The 18,564-nt window shown below is 66.1% G+C and carries 18 protein-coding genes; 12 read left to right on the forward strand and 6 right to left on the reverse strand.

The features are described from left to right. Positions 1-32 precede the first annotated feature (32 nt). The 4 genes from hppD to maiA are packed head-to-tail and all read left to right on the forward strand — an operon-like array spanning position 33 to position 3,953. Positions 33-1,112: a 4-hydroxyphenylpyruvate dioxygenase gene (hppD, locus tag BMZ48_RS08265; RefSeq protein ID WP_091533920.1), complete on the forward strand. Its 1,080-nt coding sequence runs from the start codon at positions 33-35 to the stop codon at positions 1,110-1,112. Beyond that, a complete protein-coding gene (locus BMZ48_RS08270; RefSeq protein ID WP_091533743.1) occupies positions 1,105-2,253 on the forward strand; it encodes a homogentisate 1,2-dioxygenase in 1,149 nt (382 codons plus the stop codon). Before hppD ends, BMZ48_RS08270 begins: the two co-directional genes overlap by 8 nt. Continuing rightward, positions 2,250-3,272, forward strand: coding sequence for a fumarylacetoacetate hydrolase family protein (locus BMZ48_RS08275; RefSeq protein WP_091533745.1), 1,023 nt, complete (start codon positions 2,250-2,252; stop codon positions 3,270-3,272). The genes BMZ48_RS08270 and BMZ48_RS08275 overlap by 4 nt, the downstream gene beginning before the upstream one ends. A 33-nt stretch (positions 3,273-3,305) precedes the next feature. Next, entirely contained in the window at positions 3,306-3,953 is a 648-nt protein-coding gene (gene maiA, locus BMZ48_RS08280) for a maleylacetoacetate isomerase (protein ID WP_091533748.1), read from the forward strand. Here maiA and BMZ48_RS08285 read toward each other — a convergent pair whose 3' ends face one another. From BMZ48_RS08285 to BMZ48_RS08300, 4 genes are all read right to left on the reverse strand, one after another. Then, positions 3,954-4,472: an acyl-CoA thioesterase gene (locus BMZ48_RS08285; RefSeq protein ID WP_091533751.1), complete on the reverse strand. Its 519-nt coding sequence runs from the start codon at positions 4,470-4,472 to the stop codon at positions 3,954-3,956. A gap of 110 nt (positions 4,473-4,582) precedes the next feature. Continuing rightward, a complete protein-coding gene (locus BMZ48_RS08290) occupies positions 4,583-5,080 on the reverse strand; it encodes a DUF2062 domain-containing protein (RefSeq protein ID WP_091533753.1) in 498 nt (165 codons plus the stop codon). Further along, complete coding sequence (locus BMZ48_RS08295; RefSeq protein ID WP_091533756.1) at positions 5,077-5,406, reverse strand: DUF1475 family protein; 330 nt, start codon at positions 5,404-5,406, stop codon at positions 5,077-5,079. The genes BMZ48_RS08290 and BMZ48_RS08295 overlap by 4 nt, the downstream gene beginning before the upstream one ends. A 63-nt stretch (positions 5,407-5,469) precedes the next feature. Then, positions 5,470-6,123 (reverse strand): arylesterase, encoded by a 654-nt coding sequence (locus BMZ48_RS08300; RefSeq protein ID WP_091533759.1) that lies wholly within the window; start codon positions 6,121-6,123, stop codon positions 5,470-5,472. Between the two features lie 46 nt (positions 6,124-6,169). Here BMZ48_RS08300 and BMZ48_RS08305 point away from each other — a divergent pair, with 46 nt between their 5' ends. The 4 genes from BMZ48_RS08305 (at position 6,170) to BMZ48_RS08320 (ending at position 11,385) form a co-directional block, all read left to right on the forward strand. Then, a complete protein-coding gene (locus tag BMZ48_RS08305) occupies positions 6,170-6,799 on the forward strand; it encodes an ABC transporter ATP-binding protein (RefSeq protein ID WP_366450434.1) in 630 nt (209 codons plus the stop codon). Continuing rightward, the gene (locus tag BMZ48_RS08310; RefSeq protein WP_159431130.1) at positions 6,792-9,275 is read left to right on the forward strand and encodes an ABC transporter permease; all 2,484 of its coding nucleotides are present in this window, start codon (positions 6,792-6,794) and stop codon (positions 9,273-9,275) included. Before BMZ48_RS08305 ends, BMZ48_RS08310 begins: the two co-directional genes overlap by 8 nt. A gap of 104 nt (positions 9,276-9,379) precedes the next feature. Further along, the gene (locus tag BMZ48_RS08315; protein WP_091533769.1) at positions 9,380-10,357 is read left to right on the forward strand and encodes a malate dehydrogenase; all 978 of its coding nucleotides are present in this window, start codon (positions 9,380-9,382) and stop codon (positions 10,355-10,357) included. Between the two features lie 65 nt (positions 10,358-10,422). After that, on the forward strand, positions 10,423-11,385 hold the full coding sequence (locus tag BMZ48_RS08320; protein ID WP_091533772.1) for a magnesium transporter CorA family protein: 963 nt from the start codon (positions 10,423-10,425) through the stop codon (positions 11,383-11,385). Positions 11,386-11,400: 15 nt separating this feature from the next. Here the strand turns inward: BMZ48_RS08320 and BMZ48_RS08325 are convergent, their stop codons facing one another. Beyond that, positions 11,401-12,375 (reverse strand): SPOR domain-containing protein, encoded by a 975-nt coding sequence (locus BMZ48_RS08325; RefSeq protein WP_234981574.1) that lies wholly within the window; start codon positions 12,373-12,375, stop codon positions 11,401-11,403. A gap of 181 nt (positions 12,376-12,556) precedes the next feature. Here BMZ48_RS08325 and BMZ48_RS08330 point away from each other — a divergent pair, with 181 nt between their 5' ends. The 3 genes from BMZ48_RS08330 to BMZ48_RS08340 are packed head-to-tail and all read left to right on the forward strand — an operon-like array spanning position 12,557 to position 15,901. Then, the gene (locus BMZ48_RS08330; protein WP_091533780.1) at positions 12,557-14,017 is read left to right on the forward strand and encodes a RimK family ATP-grasp domain-containing protein; all 1,461 of its coding nucleotides are present in this window, start codon (positions 12,557-12,559) and stop codon (positions 14,015-14,017) included. After that, on the forward strand, positions 14,014-14,493 hold the full coding sequence (locus BMZ48_RS08335) for a GNAT family N-acetyltransferase (protein ID WP_234981575.1): 480 nt from the start codon (positions 14,014-14,016) through the stop codon (positions 14,491-14,493). Before BMZ48_RS08330 ends, BMZ48_RS08335 begins: the two co-directional genes overlap by 4 nt. Positions 14,494-14,548: 55 nt before the next feature. After that, entirely contained in the window at positions 14,549-15,901 is a 1,353-nt protein-coding gene (locus BMZ48_RS08340; protein WP_091533783.1) for a DUF1329 domain-containing protein, read from the forward strand. Between the two features lie 248 nt (positions 15,902-16,149). On the opposite strand, the gene BMZ48_RS08345 is transcribed toward BMZ48_RS08340, so the two are convergent. Further along, positions 16,150-17,517: a cytochrome P450 gene (locus tag BMZ48_RS08345; protein ID WP_234981576.1), complete on the reverse strand. Its 1,368-nt coding sequence runs from the start codon at positions 17,515-17,517 to the stop codon at positions 16,150-16,152. 199 nt (positions 17,518-17,716) lie between these two features. On the opposite strand from BMZ48_RS08345, the gene BMZ48_RS08350 reads away from it, so the two are divergent. Next, positions 17,717-18,532 (forward strand): DUF3014 domain-containing protein, encoded by an 816-nt coding sequence (locus BMZ48_RS08350; RefSeq protein WP_159431131.1) that lies wholly within the window; start codon positions 17,717-17,719, stop codon positions 18,530-18,532. Positions 18,533-18,564 lie beyond the last annotated feature (32 nt).

Genomic DNA, 18,564 nt, shown 5'->3' on the forward strand with positions numbered 1-18,564 from the left:
GGGCGAAAGCCACTCTTGCGATGAACCTTGCGATGAACGACACAGCAACTATGACCGCCAATCCGCTGGGCACCGACGGTTTCGAATTCGTCGAATTCACGGCGCCGACGCCGGAAGGCATCGCGCAACTGGATGCCTTGTTCACGACGATGGGTTTCACCGCGGTGGCCCGGCATCGCAGCAAGGACGTCACGCTCTATCGCCAGGGCGACATCAACTTTCTCGTCAACGGTACGCCGTATACGCATTTCGAGCAGTTCGCAAAAGCGCATGGGCCGAGCGCCTGTGCGATGGGCTGGCGCGTCAAGGATGCGGTGCGCGCCTATCAGCATGCGGTCGCGCAGGGGGCGGTGCCGTTCGATGCCAAACCGGGTTTGATGGAACTGCGTCTGCCGGCGGTTTATGGCATCGGCTCGAGCGTGCTCTATCTGATCGACCGCTACGGTCCGCAGCACTCGATCTACGACGTGGATTTCCGTTTCTTTGACGGTGTGGACCGCAATCCCGAGGGTGTGGGCCTGGTCGGGATCGACCACCTGACCCACAACGTTGCGCGCGGCAACATGGACACCTGGGCCGATTTCTACCGGCGCATCGGCAATTTCCGCCAGATCCGCTACTTCGACATCGAAGGCAAGCTCACCGGTCTTTTGTCGCGGGCGATGACCTCACCCTGCGGCAAGATCCGTATCCCGATCAACGAATCTGCCGACGACAAGTCGCAGATCGAGGAATTCCTGCGCCAGTATCGCGGTGAGGGCATCCAGCACATCGCGCTGTCCACGCACGACATCTACGCCACGGTCGAAGCCTTGCGCGCACGGGGGGTGCAGTTCATGGACACCCCGGATGCCTATTACGACAAGATCGATCAGCGCCTGCCCGGTCACGGCGAGCCGCTCGCGCGGCTGCGCAAGCTCAGAATCCTGATCGATGGCGCGCCCGAGGAGGGCATTCTGCTGCAGATCTTCACCAGCCCCGTGATCGGTCCGATCTTTTTCGAGATCATCCAGCGCAAGGGCAACGAAGGTTTCGGCGAAGGCAACTTCAAGGCCTTGTTCGAGTCGATCGAGGACGACCAGATCAGGCGCGGTGTCTTGAGCGATGCGTAAGTGGATCTACCGCCCGATCGTCGAGGGTCTGGCCTCGCGCCAGGCGCATGCCGACCTGCCGCCCGGCACCTTCGAGCGCGAACTCGGCAAGGAGGGCTTTTTCGGCCCTGCGACGCACATGATCCACCCGCGGCCGCCGACCGGCTGGACGCACTGGGAGGGGCCGCTTAGGCCGCGCGCCTTCGATCTCAACCGCCTCGCCGGCGGGTCGGCCTCGCCGTGGCAGGCGCATGGCGTGCTCGCCAACGCCCATCTGCGGCTGCGCTACTGGGTGTGTCCGCGCTCGATGGACGAGCTGGCGCGCAATGCCGACGGCGACGAGCTGCTGTTCCTCCACCACGGCACGGCCGAACTGTTCTGTGACTACGGGCACTTGAGCCTGACCACCGGGGACTATCTCGTGCTGCCTCGCGGCACCATGTGGCGCATCGAGTGCGCCGCGCCGACGACCTGGCTGTTGATCGAGGCGACCAACGCCAGCTATCAACTGCCGGACAAGGGGCTGGTCGGCGAGCATGCGCTGTTCGATCCCGCGCTGCTCGACTATCCGCGCATCGACGATGCCTTCAAGGCCCAGCAGCAGGGCGCCTTAGCACAGCGCGACTGGCACGTGCGGATCAAGCGCGCCAACCAGATCTCCACGGTCACCTATCCCTACAATCCCCTCGACGCGCTCGGCTGGCATGGCACGCTGATGCCGGTGCGCATCAACGTCAAGGACATCCGCCCCTTGATGTCGCACCGTTATCACCTGCCGCCGTCGGCGCATACCACATTCGTCGCGCACCGCTTCGTCGTCTGCACCTTTGCGCCGCGACCGTTCGAAACCGATCCCGGCGCGATCAAGGTGCCGTTCTTCCACAACAACGACGATTACGACGAAGTGTTGTTCTATCACGCCGGCGACTTCTTCTCGCGTGACAACATCCGTCCGGGCATGCTCACGCTGCACCCCTGCGGATTCACGCACGGCCCGCACCCCAAGGCGCTGCGCAACATGCTCGCGCAGCCCAAACCGGGTACCGAGGAATATGCGGTGATGATCGATGCCCGCGATGCACTCGAAGTCGGCGATGGGCTGTCCACCGTGGAGTGGACCGACTACCATCGCTCGTGGCAAGAGCCCTGCGAGCGCGCATGAAACTCGCCAGCCTCAAAGACGGCACGCGTGATGGTCGTCTCGTCGTCGTTGCGCGCGACCTGTCGCGCTGCGTGCCCGTGCCGGAGATCGCCGCGACCCTGCAGGCCGCGCTCGACCGCTGGGACGAGGCCGAACCCCGCCTGCGCGCCGTCGCGGCGCAGCTCGAGGCCGGCGGCTATGCGGATACCGCGCTCGATTTTCATCCGATCGATTGCCGTTCCCCGCTGCCGCGCGCCTACCAGTGGGCCGACGGCTCGGCATACGTCAACCACGTTGCGCTGGTACGCAAGGCGCGCGGCGCCGAGCTGCCGGAGAGTTTCTGGACCGATCCGCTGATCTACCAGGGCGGCAGCGACAGCTTTCTCGACCCGATGGGGCCGATTCTCGTGGCCTGTGAGGACTGGGGTATCGATCTTGAGGCGGAGCTGGCGGTCATAACCGGTGATGTGCCGATGGGCTGCACGCCCGAGGCTGCGCGGCGTCACATCCGTCTGCTGATGCTGGTCAACGATGTTTCGCTGCGCAACCTGATTCCCGCGGAGCTGGCCAAGGGCTTCGGCTTTTTCCAGTCCAAGCCGTCCAGTGCGTTCTCCCCGGTCGCGATCACACCCGACGAACTCGGTGCGGCCTGGGATGGCGGGCGCGTCCACTTGCCGCTGCGCTCGTCGATCAACGGACAGCTGCTGGGTATGCCCAACGCCGGCATCGACATGACCTTCGATTTTCCGACGTTGATCGCGCACGCCGCCAAGACACGGCCGCTTGCATCCGGCAGCATCATCGGCTCCGGCACGGTCTCCAACCGCGGCGCCGACGGCGGACCGGGCCGGCCGATCGCCGACGGCGGCGTCGGTTATTCCTGCCTCGCCGAGCTGCGCACCGTCGAGACCCTGCTCTACGGCAAGCCGCGGACACCGTTCCTGCGCTTTGGCGATCAGGTGCGCATCGAAATGCTCGATGCCGAGGGCTGCTCGATTTTCGGTGCGATCGAGCAGGTCGTCGCGCGCTACAAAGGATGAGGGGAGCGGGTGCGCCGCGAACGGGAGAACCCCATGCTCAAGCTCTATGCCTACTGGCGCTCATCGGCAAGCTATCGCGTGCGCATCGCGCTCAATCTCAAGGGCCTGGCTTACGAAATCGTGCCGGTGCATTTGCTGCGCGATGGCGGCGAGCAGTTCTCGCAGGGCTATCGGGCGCTCAACCCGCAGGCGCGCGTGCCGCTGCTGATCGACGGTGATTTCCGCCTCAACCAGTCGCAGGCGATCCTCGAATACTTAGAAGCCCTGTATCCGCATCCGGCGCTCGTGCCGGCCGATCCGCGCCAGCAGGCGCGCGTGCGTGCGTTCTGCCTGACCATCACCGCCGACATCCAGCCGCTGCAGAACACCTCCGTGCTGCGCTATCTCGGCGAACGCCTCAAGATCGGCGAAGACGCCCGCGCCGACTGGCTCAAGCACTGGATCACCCGTGGACTCACCGCGCTGGAGGCGGAACTGCACGCTGCGCCACAGACCCCCTTTGTCTTTGGCGAGACACCGACCTGGGCCGACTGTGTGCTGGTTCCACAGATTTACGCGGCGCAACGCTTCGGCTGCGATGCGACGCTCTACCCACGGCTGGCGCGCATCGCCGCCCACTGCAACACGCTGCCGGCTTTCCAGCGCGCGCACCCCGATCTGCAACCCGACGCCGGCACCTGATCAGCCGGCGGGACGGGCGGCGCGCAGCGCTTTCAGCGCCTCGGCGTGACGCAGGCGCAGCTCGCGGCGGAGCTGCGCTTCCTCGTAGCGATGACGTTCCTCGACCGTCTCCGGGATCACGGGCGGCACCGGTCGCGGCTTGCCCTCGCGATCGACGGCGACGAACGTCAGATAAGCCGACAGAATGTGGCGGCGCTCGCCACCGCCGATGCGCTCGGCCTCGACCTTGCAGCCGATTTCCATCGACGTCTGCCAGGCGCGGTTCACTGAGCAATTGAAGATCAGCACATCGCCGCCCTTGGCCGGCGCGATGAAATGCACCGCATCGACGCTGGCGGTCACGCACACCCCGCCGGCGTGGCGGTCTGCGACCACGGCGGCGAAGCGGTCCATCTGCGCCATGATCAGGCCGCCGAACACCGTGTCGTTGGAATTGAGATCGTTGGGAAACACCATGTACACCTGCTCGCGCACGGCCGAATACGCGACGGTACGGCCCTGCAGGGGTTGAGTCGTCATCGTCCGAATCCTCTTGTCCGGGCTTGTGCGGCTATGCATTGTCCCATGCGGGCAGACGATAGGGGCCCGCCATGCGGGATGCAGCGGATGTGCGAGCGCGCCGGCGAGGCTTACCGTCGCTGGTGCAGATCCAGCCGCGCGGCGGTTGCGCGCAGCACCCGACCGGCGACGGCGTACAGCGCCAGCGCGCACGCCGGCGCGATCAGCATCCACACCGCGATCCCGCACAAGGCGACCTTGCCGTAGTCGATGACGAATTGGAGCGGGTCGGCCTGGAAGCGGGCGATGAGATCGGTGACGGCGAGGATGGGCACCGGGTCGAGACCGAACAACCACTCGCCGGCACGGTAGAACGGCACGAGCAGGGCGATCTGCAGCGGATAGACGAGGTAGTTCACGAGCTGCAGGATCGGCTGGTTCAGGCGCAGCCAGATGCCCGCGATCAGGCACAGCAGCGTCGTCGCGCCGAGGATCGGAAAGATGCCGAGCGCAGTGCCGAGCGCGAGGGTGAGTGCGATCTGCTGCGGGCTTATGCCCTGACGCAGCTGCGCGAGGATCGGCGCAACGACGTAGCGGCGCCAGGGCGAAGTGGTGGCCGTGCCGTTCACCGCCGCAGCAGCAACTGGTCAACTCCCGCGCCGGGGGGCAGGCGCCAGAGCTGGATCAGGACATAGGCGGCCATCGCCATGTTGCCGGTGAGCAGGATCAGCAGCAGCCAGACCAGGCGCGCCAGACCCGAGGTTTCCTTGTAGGCCACCCAGATCCAGAAGGTCAAAAAGGCGAGATAGGTATCGGTGAGCGTGGCGATGAACCACGGGTGCAGCACCACCTCGCGCGGCGTTTCCCATAACGGGACCTGTAGCCCGGCCCAGGTGGTGACGCCGACGATGGTCAGCAAAAACAGCGAAAAGACGATTTTCAGAGGCAGGGTCATGGCGGATCTCGCGGATCTGGATGGTCTATACGCGGCCGGTATGCACCGTGGATGCAGGAAGAATCAACGTTCGAGCAGCGGCTGCAGCGTGGCCCAGACGGCGTCGAGCATCGCGGCCTGTGCACCAGCCGTGGGGTGGATGCCGTCTTCCTGGAAGGCGGTGGGATCGGTGGCGATGGCGGCGAGGAAGAACGGCACCAGCGGCGTTGCGGTTTCGCGGGCAACGGTCGCGAAGCTGGCGCGGAATCCTTCGGCATAATCGGGTCCGTAATTGCTCGGGATGCGCATTTCAAAGAGCACGGGTCTGGCGCCGGCTGTCTGGGACAGCGCGACGATCCGGCGTAGGTTGTCGCGCAGTTGGGTCAGCGGCAGCCCGCGCAGACCGTCGTTGCCGCCGAGTTCGACGAGAACCCACTGCGGTTTGTGGCGGTCGAGCAAGGCCGGCAGCCGCGCCAGTCCGCCGGCGGTGGTTTCGCCGCTGACACTGGCATTGACGACGCGGTGCGGATAGCCTGCGGCCGACAGCCGTGCCTGGAGCAGCGCCACCCAGCCTTTATCGAGGGCGATGCCGTAGGCGGCGCTCAGGCTGTCGCCCAGCACGAGGATCACGGGCGCGCCGGCAGTACCGCCGGAGGGCGCAGTGCCGGCCTGCGCCGCGGCGGCGCACAGGCACAGGATGCAGGATGCAGCGATACGCAGACAGGAAAGCAAGGACATGGGGCGGGTGAATCTGATCAGTGCACGCGGTGTGGGCAAGGATGTGATGAGCGGCGGACAGCCGCTGACGATTCTCGCCGATGTCGATCTGGACGTCGCCGCCGGCGAGTCAGTCGCCATCGTCGGCGCCAGCGGCTCGGGTAAGACCACGCTGCTGTCGCTGCTCGCCGGCTTGGACCTGCCGAGCCGCGGAGAGATTCGGCTCGATGGGCACGACCTGTCCGGGCTCGACGAGGACGCACGGGCAGAGCTGCGCGCCGGGCGCGTCGGCTTCGTTTTCCAGTCGTTCCAGTTGCTGTCCGGATTCACGGCGCTGGAGAACGTGATGCTGCCGGCGGAGCTCGCCGGGTACAAGGATGCGCCGGCACGGGCGCAGGCGGCGCTCGAGCGGGTCGGCCTGGGGGCACGGCTGTCGCACTATCCACATCAGCTTTCCGGCGGCGAGCAGCAGCGCGTCGCGATCGCGCGTGCTTTCTGTGCCGAGCCGACGGTCCTGTTCGCCGACGAGCCGACCGGCAATCTCGATGCCGCGACTGGTGCGCGCATCATCGATCTGCTGTTCGAAATGAACGCCGCGCGCGGCACGACGCTGGTGCTGGTCACGCACGATGCGGCGCTGGCATCGCGCTGTCGCCGCGTGCTGCGTCTGCGCGAGGGGCGCATCGTCCATGGCTAGCGCGATGCTGTTCGCCGTGCGCCGGCTGCGCCGCGGCTGGCGAAGTGGCGAGCTGTTCATTCTGGTGCTCGCGCTCGCCGTGGCCGTGGCCGCATCCGCAGCGGTGAATCTGTTCACCGAACGCGTGCGCTCGGCCCTGGATGCACAGACCGGCGAGGCACTCGGCGGCGATGTGCTGTACAGCGCGCGCAGGCCATTGCCACCGTCGTTGTCCCCATCGGCGCAAGCGCTCGGCTTGCGCACCACCGAGCTGGTCCATTTCACCAGCGTCGTGTTCCACGGCGACGCCAGCCAACTGGCCTCGATCAAGGCCGTGGGCGCGGGCTATCCGCTGCGCGGCGCGCTGCGCGTCTCGTCCGAGCCGTTTGGTCCGGCGCGCGCGGCAGCAGGTGTGCCGGCGCGTGGCGAGGCCTGGGTCGACGCACGGCTGTGGCAGGCGCTGCGGCTTTTTCCGGGGGCGATGCTCAAGGTCGGCGCGCTCGAGCTGCGTGTGAGCGCGGTCATCCAGGCCGAACCGGACCGCGGCAATGGTTTCGCCGACCTCGCCCCGCGGTTGATGATGAATGGCGCCGACGTTGCCGACAGTCAGCTGCTCGGTCCGGGCAGTCGCGCGCAATACAGCCTGCTCGTCGCCGGTGATGCTCCGGCCGTGCAGGCCGTGCTCGCGCAACCCGTGCCCGACGGTGTGCGCCGGCAGACGCCGCGGGAGGCGCGTCCGGAAATCCGCAATGCGCTGTCGCGCGCGGGGCAGTTTCTCGATATCGCCATTGTCGCGGCAACGCTGCTCGCCGCCGCTGCCGTCGCTCTGTCGGCGCGCCAGTACGGCGAGAAACTGCGCGACGAGATCGCGCTGCTCAAATGTCTGGGGGCGCGGCAGGGTTTTCTCGTGCGCGCGCTGCTGCTGCAGCTCGTCTTGCTCGGTGCCGCCGCCGCCCTGGCGGGCGCCGCCGTCGGCTATCTGGCTCAGGCCGCGCTGGCCCGCGTGCTCGCCGATCTGATGCAGCTCGAACTGCCGCCACCGCCGCTTAAGCCACTGCTCGCCGCCGCGGCGCTGGGTGGTCTCATGCTCCTTGGATTTGCCGCGCCGCCGATGCTCGATGCACGGCGGACACTGCCGCTGCGCGTGTTCCAGCGCGATCTTGCGGCATCGCCCCTGTCGCGTAGCGTCTGGATCGCGGCGTTTGCCGCCGCCGCGGCCCTGCTCTGGCTCGCCAGCGCGGATACGCGGCTCGTGCTGATCGTGCTCGCCGGCATCGGCTTGTCCGCCGTGGCGCTGGCGCTGCTCGCCTGGCTGCTGGTGCTGGCGCTGCAGCCGCTGCGCCGCCGTGTGGGCATATCGTGGCGTTTCGGACTGGGTAACGTCGCCCGCCGCCGCGCGGCATCGGTGGCGCAGGTGACCGCGCTGGGGTTGGCGCTGCTGGCCCTGCTGCTGGTGTCGGTGGTGCGCGAGGATTTGCTGCGGAGCTGGCAGCGCAAGCTGCCAGCGGATACGCCGAACCAGTTTCTGATCAACATCCAGACCGATCAGGTGCAACCGCTGCGCGCTTTCTTCCAGCAGCGCGGGTATCCAGCGCTCGAGCTGTGGCCGATGGCGCGCGGCCGCCTGGTCGAACTCAATGGCACGCCGGTTACGGCCGATTCGTTCCCGGACCCAGAGACACAACGCTGGATCAACCGCGATTTCAATCTGTCGTGGAGCACCACGCTCAATCCCGACAACCGCATCACCCAGGGTCAGTGGTGGGGCGAGGCCGGCAGGGGTCAGCCCTGGCTGTCGGCGGACGAATACGCGATCGAACGCTTGCATCTCAAGCTGGGCGATACGCTCACGCTCGATTTCGCCGGCGAGCGCGTCACGCTGACGGTGCACAACTTCCGCACCGTCGAGTGGGATAGCTTCCGCCCCAATTTTTTCCTGCTCGCGCCGCCGGGTGTGGTGCCGGAAACGGTGCCGACGCAGTGGCTGACGAGTTTCTATCTGCCACCGGGCGACCGCGCGCTGCTGCGCGAGCTCATCGATGCGTTTCCAAACGTCACCGTGCTCGACATCGAGGCAATGATGAATCAGGTGCGCGGCATCATCGATCGCATCGTCACCGCCGTGGAGTTCATCTTTCTGTTCACGCTCGCCGCCGGGGTGACGGTGCTGCTGGCCGCCATCGAGGGCACGCGTGCCGAGCGCATCCGCGAGACGGCACTGCTGCGCACACTCGGTGCCCGCGCCGGTCTGATCGCGCGCGGACTGCTCGCCGAATATGCGGTGCTTGGCGCGCTGGCGGGATTCATCGCGGCGATCGCATCGCAGACCGTGGCCTGGGTCCTCGCCGCGCAGGTGTTCGGCATCGCCTACGGTCCGCGGCCGCATCTGTGGGCGCTCGGCACGCTGGGCGGCGCGGTGCTCGTCGCGCTGCTCGGCGGACTGTCCCTGCGCAGGGTATTGCACACCCCGCCCAGGCGCGTGCTGCAGCAGATCTGACGGGGTGCTTTTCGATTTCCCGCGATGCGCCGGGAGTGGTTAGAATTGCGCCCCTGCGCTTTCCCCATGCGCCCGTATCACCGTCTCCTCGGAGCTCCTCACCCATGAAAAAGCCCGTCAAGGTTGCCATCACCGGTGCTGCCGGCCAGATCGCCTACTCGCTCATTTTCCGTGTCGCCAGCGGTTCCATGCTGGGACCGGATCAGCCCGTGATCCTGCAGTTGCTCGACATCCCCGACGCGATGGAGAAGCTCAAGGGCACGGTCATGGAGATCGAAGACTGCGCGTTCCCGTTGGTCGCCGGTATCGTATCCACGGCCGATCCGATGGAAGCCTTCGACGGCACCGATTACGCGCTGCTCGTCGGCGCACGGCCGCGCGGTCCCGGCATGGAGCGCAAGGATCTGCTTTCGGCCAACGCCGCCATCTTCTCGGTGCAGGGCAAGGCCTTGTCGGAGAAGGCCAGCCGCGACGTGCGCGTGCTCGTCGTCGGCAATCCGGCCAATACCAACGCGCTGATCGCAGCGAGCAACGCCAAGAAGCTCGATCCTAGGCAGTTCACGGCGATGGTGCGCCTCGACCACAACCGCGCGCTCTCGCAGCTCGCCGCCAAGACCGGCGCGGCGACGACCGACATCGAGAAAATGATCGTCTGGGGCAATCACAGCTCCACGCAGTATCCGGACATCAGCCACTGCACGGTCAAGGGCAAGCCGGCGAAGTCGCTGGTGGACCAGGCCTGGATCGAAAAAGAGTTTATCCCCACCGTACAGCAGCGTGGCGCTGCGATCATCAAGGCACGCGGGCTGTCGTCGGCCGCATCGGCGGCGTCCGCGGCGGTCGATCACATGCGTGACTGGGCCTTGGGCACCAATGGCAAGTGGGTGTCGATGGCGGTGCCGTCGGATGGCTCCTACGGCATCAAGCCCGGCGTCGTCTATGGTTACCCCTGCGTCTGCAAGAATGGTCAGTACGAGATCGTGCAGGGGCTGGACATCGATGCCTTCTCGCGCGCACGCATGGATGCAACCGATGCCGAGCTGCGCGAGGAGCGTGCGGCGATCGAGGATCTGCTGAAGTAACGCGTCTTCGTATCTGCGCAGGCCCGCCGGCGCTTTGGCCCGCGGGCCTGTTATGTTTGTCGGTCATGAAAATCTGCCACTTCGTCAACGGCCAGAAGCCGCGCATGCTCGACCCGGCAGCCGCCCTGCCCGAGGACGGCTTGCTGTGGATCGATTTTGTCCGTGACCAGGCCCGGGACTGGGCGATCTGGGTCGAACCGCGCATCGGCGTGGCGATCGAGCCCCAGCACGTCGAGGACAGCCTCAATCCGACGCATCCGTCTTTCTTCGACGGGACCGCCGACTACGACATGCTGGTCTTCGAGGGGCTCGCCGCGGGCACCGCACCGTTCCCGATCACCACGCGCGCATCGACGTTCTTCATGTTTGACCGCGTGCTGGTCACGGTCCGCGCCGCCGACGGTGCCGGCCTGGTCCAGGTGCGGGAACGTCTGCTCGATGGCCGCCTCAAGCCGCCGGGCTCGCCGCTGCGGCTGACCCACCTGATCGTCGATGCGATGGTGGATCGCTACCTCGCGATCCGCGAGCCGATGGACCGCTATCTCACGCAGTTGCAGGACGCGCTGCTCGATGCCGTCGGCCCGACCCGGGACTGGCGCGAACTGCTGGTCGGCCGCCGCGAAACGCGCCGGCTGGAAGCGCTGTCGGAAAGCCAGCTCGAGGCGCTCGATGCCTGGTACCGCAACAGCCGCTTCGACTGGGACCAGGCCGACATCGTGCGCTACCGCGATCTCGTCGATCACGTCGGCCGGGTGCGGGCGCATGCCAGCGACCAGGAGCGCGATCTGGAAGCCGCCGTACAGCTGCACTTCGCCGCCGTCGCCCATCGCACGAATCGTGTGATTCAGGGGTTGACCGTGCTGTCGGCGATTTTCTTTCCGCTGACGTTCGTCGTCGGCATTTACGGCATGAATTTCGAATACATGCCGGAGCTGCACTGGCACTATGGCTATTTCTACGTGCTGGGCCTGCTCGCCGCGATTGCCGGTGGTCTGGTGCTTTACTTCAAGCGCAAGCGGCTGTTGTAGCAGGCGGTTTTTTTCTCACGGCAGCGGTGCGATCCAGGCGCGGGCCAGACCGTGCTGCGCGCGCAGCACGCGTAGATCCGCCGCCGCCGCGGCCTTGCTGGCATAGTGTCCGCTGACGACGCGATACGTGATGCCGCCACCGTCGCGCGGCGCGGCGACGACCCGGGCATCGGCGGCGATCGCGCGCAGCCGGCGGGCCTCCTGTTCGGCCCGGCTGGCATCGGGCAAGGACGCGAGCACGATCGTCCAGGCCACTCCCACCGTGGCACTGGGCGCCGGTTGGCTGTCCGCGGCCCGGGCCGCCACCGATGGTGTTGGGCGCCAGGGCGCTGCCCCCGGGATGCGTGCAGCGGGATCGCCCGGGAACGCCGTGTGCGCCAGGCGTACGGCCAGCGTCCCATCGGCGGTGGCATCGAACGGCTGCAATCCACCGCGCCCGGCGCGCAGGCAGTGGCCGGGCGTATCGAGCCGCTGTGGGCCCTCGGGGGTCTGCAGTTCGACGGCGCCGGCGAGCACGCAGACCTCGTCGCCATCGGATGCGCGCCCGATCCATGCGTCGGCACCGAACACGCGCAGCCGCAACGCGCCGACATTGATGCGCAGATCCGCGGGCGGCAGCGGGGGTTGCGCGCGTGCATCGGCGCGCAGTGTGCCCTGGACGAGCACGAGGCGGGCGAGTCCAGCGTGCGATGGCGGATCGCCCGGCTCGAGGCTGTGCACCCACAGCTCGCTTTCCGCACCGAGCATGAGATTGCCGGCAGGGGCGAGCTGCAGGCCCACGTGCCCCACGACACCGGTGCGCAGACGGTCGCCGGAATGAGCGGCCTCCCCCTCGTTCAGCACGGCAGGCTCGCCGCCGCGCTCGCGCTGGACTTCGCCGTACACTCGCAGTGCAGCGAGAGCCGGCGGCTGGGCGGGCGCCGCCGCCGTGAACGCCGCAAGTACGGCGGCGCAAGCTGGAACACACACAGACAGTGCAGATTTGTCCACGCCGTCGTCTCCCTGGACGGTGCTTCGCATCAAGGGTATTGCCAATCGCCCGCGGGTGTCAGCCGGCCGGCGCGCTGCTAGGATGGCGCCCGCGGTAATTCCCAGAACACATCCGCGCCCACATGCCCGAGCCTCCCAGTTCTCCTGAATTCCCGCGCGCACGGCCTGCCGCGGTTACGCCATGAGCGGCATCGTCGTCGTCGACCAGCGCACCGACTGGCCAGTCGATATCCCCGGCATCGAAGTGGTCACTGCCTGGGACTATCTGACCCACGAGATGCATACCCGCGCGCGGCGTCAGCGTGTCTACAACCTGTGTCGCTCGTTTGCCTACCAGTCCACCGGCTATTACGTGTCGCTGCTCGCCGGTGCGCGTGGCCACAAACCTTTGCCGGAGATCACGACGATCCAGGACCTCAAGCTCGCCGAGTCGCCGCGAATCATCAACGACGAGGTCGAGGAGCTGATCCAGCGCTCGCTGGCACGCATCGGCTCGTCGGAATACGTGATGAACGTCTATTTCGGCGACAGCCTGGCCAAACGCCACGAACGCCTCGCGCGCGCGCTGTTCAATCTGTTTCCGGCGCCGCTTTTGCAGGTCAAGTTCGTTTACCGCGGCGAGGAATGGCGGGTGGATTCGCTCGGGCCGATCGCCCTCGGCGAGGTCCCTGCATCGCATCATGAATTCCTCTACGAAGCGGCGCGCGACTATTTCTCGCGCAAGCGCAGTCCGCGCGTGCGCCGCGAGTCGGCGCGCTATGACCTTGCGATCCTGATCAACGAGGACGAGAAAGAGCCGCCGTCGAATCCCCGTGCCCTCAAGCTGTTCGAGAAAGCAGCCGAGGATCTCGGCTTCGACGTCGAGTTCATCGACAAGAGCGACTATGGCCACGTCGCCGAGTTCGATGCCTTGTTCATCCGCGAGACCACCGCGGTCAATCACCACACCTACCGCTTCGCGCGCCGTGCCGCGCGCGAGGGTCTGGTCGTCGTCGACGATCCGTTGTCGATTCTGCGGGCGGCCAACAAGGTGTTCCTGGCCCAACTGATGGAGCGGCATCGCATTCCGCAGCCCAAGACGATGCTGATCCACTCGCGCAACCTCAAGCAGGTCGCGCAGGAGCTGGGTTTCCCCTGTGTACTCAAACAGCCGGACTCGCAGTTCTCCAGGGGTGTGATCAAGATCGAAAACGCAGCCGAACTCAAGGAAAAGGCCGGCGAGATGCTGGAACGCTCGGATCTGATCATCGGCCAGAGTTTCGAGCCCACCGACTACGACTGGCGGGTCGGCGTACTCGATGGCCAGCCCTTGTACGCCTGCCGCTACTTCATGGCCAAGGATCATTGGCAGGTGGTCAAGCGCGCCGGCAACGGCGACAAGGTCGAGGGGGGTCACGAAACCCTGGCCATCGAGGATGTCCCCGCGCCGGTGCGCCAGATCGCAGTGCAGGCGGCGCGCGCGGTCGGCAATGGCCTGTATGGGGTCGATCTCAAACAGTTCGGCAAGGTGGTCAAGGTCATCGAAGTCAACGACAACCCGAACATCGACCACGGCGTCGAGGATCTTGTCCTCAAGGAGGCGCTGTACCGGCGCGTGATGGAATACTTCATCAAGCGCCTGGAAGCGCGCACGCGGACGTGAGCGCAAGGCCTGTGCGCGCGCGGATCCGCGATGGCCGCCCCGCCGATGCCGCGGCGGTCCTGGCGCTGGAGGCGGTCTTTGCGACGGACCGCATGTCGGCGCGCAGCATACGGCGCTTTCTTGCCAGGCCGGGCACCGTGCTCGTGGCCGAGATGGAGGGCGAGATCGTCGGCGCACTGGTGTTTTTGTTGCGCCGCAACAGCCGCTGGGCGCGGATCTACTCCGTGGTGGTCCATCCCGCGCGGCGCGGCCTGGGTCTGGGCCGGCGCCTGGTGCTGGCGGCCGAGGCGCGTGCGCGCCGTGCCGGCTGCGTGGGCATGAGCCTGGAGGTGCGCACCGACAATCTTCCCGCCCAGCGGCTTTACCGCGCCCTCGGCTATGCTGACCACGCGCAACTGGCGCGATACTATGATGACGGTGCGCCGGGCATCCGCCTGCGCAAACCCTTCGGTCGGATCGTCGAGCACAACCGGTAGAAGCCGGCCTGGACTTGCTTTAAGGTTGCCAGCCTTTTCGTGAGGAGAACGTGTAATGAAACGCGCATCGCTCTTTGCAGCGACCCTGATGCTGACGGCGCTTCCCTTGGCAGCCAAGGTCAGCCCCGAAGAAGCCGCCAAACTCAAGACCACTCTGACGCCGATGGGCGCCGAGCGGGCCGGCAACAAGGACGGCAGCATCCCGGCCTGGGAGGGCGGGTACACGGTGTCGCCGCCTTGTTACAAAGGCAAGGGGACGCGTTACTGCGATCCGTTCCCGGACGACAAGCCGCTGTTCACGATCACCAAGGCGAACATGGCCCAGTACGCCGACAAGCTCAGCGAAGGGCAAAAGGCCATGTTCGAGAAGTTCCCGACCACCTACAAGATGCACGTCTATCCGACGCGGCGCACGGCCGCGTACCCGGACTTCGTCTACGAGGCGACGTACAAAAACGCCCTCAACGCCGAGCTCGGCGGCGGGGGTGAAGCCCTGATCAATGCGATCATGGGTGTTCCGTTCCCGATCCCGAAGACCGGCGTCGAGCCGGTGTGGAACCACAAGGTGCGCTACCGCGGCCAGAGCGGCCGGCGCTGGAACAACCAGGCTGCGGTCACGACCACGGGGGATTTCAATCTGGTCACGCTGCGCGAGGACGTGATGTTTCCGTACACGCAGCCCGGTGCAACGCCGGAATCGCTGAACAATGTCATCATCTACTTCCTGCAGGTGGTGACGCAGCCGCCGCGTCTGGCCGGTACGATCACGCTGGTCCACGAGACGATGGATCAGGTCAAGGAGCCGCGCCGCGCCTGGCAGTACAATCCCGGTCAGCGGCGCCTGCGCCGTGCCCCCAACGTCGCCTATGACAACCCGGGCACCGGCGCCGACGGCCTGCGCACCAACGACCAGACCGACACCTTCAACGGCGCCACCGACCGTTACACCTGGAAGATCGTCGGCAAGAAAGAGGTTTACATCCCGTATAACGCGTACAAGATCCACAGCGACCAGTACAAGTACCGCGACATCATCCAGAAAGGCCACATCAACCAGGATCTGGCGCGCTACGAGCTGCATCGCGTCTGGATCGTCGAGGGCGAGGTCAAGCCGACGACGACGCACATGTACGCCAAGCGCCGCTTCTATATCGACGAGGACACCTGGCAGATCGCACTGGTGGACATCTACGATCGCCGTGGCGCGCTGTGGCGCTGGCAGGAGGCGCACCAGTTCCAGGCCTACGACCAGCCGTTCCCCGGCATCGCCATCGAAACGATCTACGATTTGCAGAACAACCGTTATCTCGCCCAGGCGATGAACAACGAGGATCCGGAGACGCAGGAAATGCCGTTCCCGCCGTCGTACTTCGATCCGGCCAACGTGCAGAAGCAGGCCACGAAGTAATCGCCGGTTCTGATCGACAAGGGCGCCGATCGGCGCCCTTGTCGATTCAACAACGGCTCAAAAAAGTGGAAATGGGTATTGGGCCGCGCAATGGCGGCGACGGACGCGCCGGTCGATGGGCGAGGTGCCAGGCAGACGCAAGAGGCCGTTGAGGCCGCCCACCGGCGGATGTGCCGGACGGCTCCGCCGCGCACACAAAACCACTGCGCGGTGAAAGCGGCTTGCGCGGACCTGGCCGCCGGCCGAGGTCAGTGGCGGTAACCCTTGACGCGGACCTTGAAATTCATCGCCGGTCCGGGCGTGGGCGCGGTCTTGGTCTTGAGCGTGTAATGGGGCGAGACGAGTTCCAATTCGAGCTTGTAGAACACGCGCGCCATCGTCAGCGCGATCTGGATTTCGGCCAGGCTCTTGCCCAGACAGGTATGCGGACCGCGGCCGAACGGTGAATAGGCGCCGGGCTGCATGTGTTCAGCGCGCGGTTTGCTGTAGCGGTCGATGTCGAAGCGCTTGGCGTCGGGGAAGTACTCGTCCATGAAATGCGGCACCGAGGTGCCGATGTAGATCATCTCGCCCTTGCGGATCAGATGCCCTTCGAACACGAAGTCGCGGGTGGCCGTGCGCATCTGCGCCACCGCGATCGGATACAGGCGCATGGTTTCCATGATCGCGCCCTGCAGCGCCGGAATGCGCTTGAGCAAGTCCTCCTCTTCGATGGCGCCGTTCGCGAACAAGGCATCGACTTCTGCGAGCACGCGGGCCTTGACCTCCGGGTGCTTGAGCACCGTGTAAACGACCGCCGCCGTGGTGTTGGCGACGGTATCGAGTCCGGCAACGTAAGGTCCGGTCAGCGAGACGATCAGGTCGGAGGCCGGCATCACCGTCGGGGTTTCGACGTGCGCGGCGTAGATGTCGTCGATCAGGTTTCTCTGGTCTTCCGGCACCTTGCCGTAACGCGCCTTGGCCTGTTCGATCATCTTGTAGCCGAGTTCGAACACACGCGCCTTGGCTTTTCTGTACTTCGGGCGTTTGAGCAGGATCTTGGGCCGCTGGCGCGTGACCAGCACGTTGAGGATGTAAAGAATCATCGTGCGGATGTCCTTGACATACTCCAGCGGTGCTGCGCCAGTGAGAATCGTGCCGAGCTGGTCGACGACCATGTACTGCATCGCCTGGACGACCGGGACTTTCTGGCCCGGCTTCCAGTCGCGCAGGATGGCGCGGTCGGTGATCTCGACGAGCTCGTTGTAGCGGCCCTTGATCGACTCCTTGGAGTAGCCGCGGCGCATGATGTCGCGCAACTGCTTGTGCGATTCGCCGTCTTCTCCGGTGAGCACGCGCGTGGCGCCGTACTCTTCGACCAGCCCCTGCCAGAATTCCTTGGAGCGCAGGCACTCCTTGCCCTCGCGCGTGCCGAGGAAGTTCGCCGCTTCCACGCCGGCGATCAGCACGTAGCGCTGGCCGAGGACGCTCAAGCGGCATACCGGCCCGTATTTGCGATAGCAGTCGACGAAGAACTGGGCCGGGTCTTTGGCCATGGCCGGCAGACTGCCGATGATCGGCCAGCCCGGAACATGCGGGGTTTCGCGCAGCGGCAGGGGTTGTGTCGCAGAAGTCACGCGCATCTCTCCAGTGGCCTTCGGATTTTGAGAAGCCCATTCGATAATGGCCGCAGGCGTTTTAGCAGACGGCTGCGCGGCCTGAGTCCTCCAATCGGATGAGTTCAGCATGAGGGCTTCCGTGCCCGAAGCCTGCCGGGTCTGTGTCAAACTGGCCTTCGAGCGTGCTTGCAACGAGCCAACTTGGAATCATGCGCCGATGAACAGGGGAACGTGGACGAGTCTGTTTCTTGCGCTGGTGCTGGTGACGGTCGGTGCAGGGTATTACCTGTATCGGGAACGGTCACCACACGCGCCGGAACCGGAACCGACGCTCGCGCAACCGGTGCCTGACGCGGAGCCGGAAGAGGCAACGCCACACCTCGACGATGCGCTGCCAGTGCAAGACCGTGTGCCGGACGAACCGATGCTGCCGGCGCTCGATGACAGCGACGCCGCCATGCGCGAGGCGCTGGTCCGGATCTTCGGCGCAACGGCAGTCGCCTCCTGGCTCGTGCCGGAGCGGCTGATCCGCAATGCCGTTGCCACGATCGACAGCCTCGATCGCGATCCGGTGCGGCTGCGTCTGCGGCCGCTCAAGCCGGTCCCGGGCCGCCTCTTGGTCATCCAGGATGGGCCGCGTCTGCTGCTCGGCCCGGAAAACGCGCAGCGCTATCAGCCTTACGTCGATGCGCTGCGAGCGGTCGATACGCAGGCCTTGGTGGCGCTGTATCGGCGCTGGTATCCGCGCCTGCAGCAGGCGTATGCGGAACTGGGCTATCCAGACCGGTCCTTCAACGACCGCCTGATCGAGATCATCGACCATCTGCGCGCCACACCCGAGGTCCGCGGGCCGCTCGTACTACTGCCGGCGCGCGGCGGGTATGCGTATGCCGACGAGACGCTGGAGTCGTGGTCCTCCGGCCGTAAAATCCTGCTGCGCTTGGGGTCGACGCAGGCGGCGGTGGTCAAGGCCAAACTGGGCGAGATCCGCGCCGAGCTGGTCGGGGGTCGCCGCGCACAACCGGCGCCATAGTGGCGTGGCGACTGCAGTTTCTCATCGGTTTT

It is taken from the genome of Fontimonas thermophila, assembly GCF_900113085.1.
Taxonomy (GTDB): domain Bacteria; phylum Pseudomonadota; class Gammaproteobacteria; order Nevskiales; family Nevskiaceae; genus Solimonas; species Solimonas thermophila.